Here is a 2,168-nt window from a genome sequence, read left to right as displayed (position 1 = left end):
CATCGCGCGGGCATGGCTGCGTCCGACCTTGCTGATCCGCCCGTGATGGGCCGCGCCGAGCCCGACTGGCGCACGCGTGGGTTCAGGCCGAAATAGCTCACCAGTTTTTGCGGGCTGGAAAAACGGCCGATGTCACCGACAGCCGCCACTAGCCCGGCGGCCACCGCGAGATTGACGCCAGTGATTGTGACCAGCCGTTTGATCACCGCATCATCGAGCGCGCTCTCGGCAATCTCCCGGTCAAGTACGCGGAGATCGTCACCCAGCCTGTCCAGTTCCCGGATATGGCGCTCGATTGCGGCGCGCTCGTCATCTGGCACCGGCTGACGGGTGAGCCAGGCACTGTCGAGGCGCCCGAACAGGTCGGCATGGGGGCACCGCGGAATCAGGTGGGCGTAGAGGATCGAATGTACCTCGTTCTTGATCCGGGTCCGATGCCGCACGACCTGGTAGCGCCGCGCGACCAGTCTGCGCATCCGCTCCGTGGCGGCATCCGGTGTCCAGATCTCCGGCAGGTAGCCGGCTGCGTACAAGCTGGCCAGCGTGCCGGCGTCGATCTTGTCGGTCTTCACATGAGCGTGCGCGATCGCTTTGACCTGCAGCGGGTTGGCGATCACCACCCGCTTCACGAATGGCGACAGCACCCGAGAGACCGCCATGCAGTTGCCAGTGGCCTCGATGACCACCTCGTCGTCGGCCAGAAGGGTTTTGCCGAAGCCTTCCAGCGCGGTTCGCGTCATATCGACCCGGCCCACATGCCGCAGTCGACCATCTTCCCAGATCACCACCTCGCCAAAGGTGCGGTGGGTGTCGATTCCAATTACACGTCGCATTCCTGCCTCCTCTCGATCAGTCAGAGGGGAGCGGCGGGCGACACGACAACTACGGATCCGCGCTCTCAGCGCAACCGGGCGAGTCGCAGAGGCGGCCATCTACTAACACGAGCTCGCAGCTCAACGTACAAGATCGGCCTGCCCGCACCTTCGTGCTCCCGGTGCCTCTGTCCCGGATGGTCGCACCATACGCCGCGATCACGAAAACCGCAGCCGGACATCGGCACCGCCATCTTCATACCGGTTACGAACTCAATAGAGGCGTTGAACTCGAAGCTCAGGCGGCCGTCAGGGCCAGGGGCCACTTCCCAAGCGACGAAGCCGCCACCAAGCTGCTCTATCTGATCTTGAACCGGTCCGAGAAAGAGTGGAAAATGCCGCCACGTGAGTGGTCCATGGCCAAGGCCCAGTTCGCCGTCATCTTCGGTGAACGCTTCATCAAGGCCATGGCGGCGTAATGTTCAACCGCCCGCCCGCACACGGAAATCCTGACAGTCCCGCTGTATCAACGTCTCTGGCCTGTCTGACCAAAGCGTCAGCACCAGTGCCCAGCTGGTCACAGCATTTTGTCCGTGTCCGATTGACGACAAATCTGTGTTCAGATCCAAACATCCTGGGGGTTAGGATCAAGCCGGCCAGCGGACGACTCCTCCGATTTGGGGTCGCTGCTCACAACCCGTTTGGTGGCATGCCAATTGCATATTCATAGCCATGATACCGTGTTCCGACATGGCCGTCGCGCAGTCTTAGCCCAGGAGTTCACATGACATTCGTCCGAACGCAATACAGGCTGCGCATCCCGTCGCACCGCCCCAGCTCGGTTGGATCTCGCTGCGATCAGACAGGATCGCCATCCCGCAGACCGCTTTCAGGCTGTCAGATAGGGCTGCCATAAGGGTTCTCGTAAAACAAACATTCAGGAGGAATCTATGACGACCACATGAATATCTGCTTCGCCGGCTCTCCCAATGGCACATAACACCAGACCCCTCTTCAAATCTGTGATGATCCAAAAGGAAAACGAAAAATGCCTACCTCAGAAAAAGACGCTGTGGCGCGCCCGAGGCTCCTGAAATTGCGGTCTCACTGGCCACGAACGATACTTGCTGCCACGGCGTTGGCCGTTGTAACGACCGCTCCAGCTCCAGCCGTCACCCAAGACGCGGACGAGCACTACTCCGACCAAAGCTTGTCGTTTGGTGAAGGCTGGGGGTGTATACTTTGGGCATTGTGCATTGGCGAACCAGATGTCATCGATTAGCTAGCCCGGAAAATTCATGGAGGTTGGCGGATGTGGTGCAAGCCGTTGAAATGACGTAGGATTTGGTTGCTTAA

At 60.0% G+C, this 2,168-nt stretch carries 2 pseudogenes; one reads left to right on the top strand and one right to left on the bottom strand.

Annotated elements, in window-relative coordinates:
- A pseudogene (locus AC07FD_RS29080) lies at positions 1-833 on the bottom strand (IS110 family RNA-guided transposase); the annotation flags it as partial.
- Positions 834-1,070: 237 nt separating this feature from the next.
- Here AC07FD_RS29080 and AC07FD_RS29075 point away from each other — a divergent pair.
- Positions 1,071-1,291, top strand: a pseudogene (locus AC07FD_RS29075) (transposase); the annotation flags it as partial.
- Between the last annotated feature and the right edge of the window lie 877 nt (positions 1,292-2,168).

It is taken from the genome of Mesorhizobium waitakense, assembly GCF_056431085.1.
Note: the sequence above shows the minus strand (reverse complement) of the source record. Positions and strands in the feature narration are given on the sequence as shown.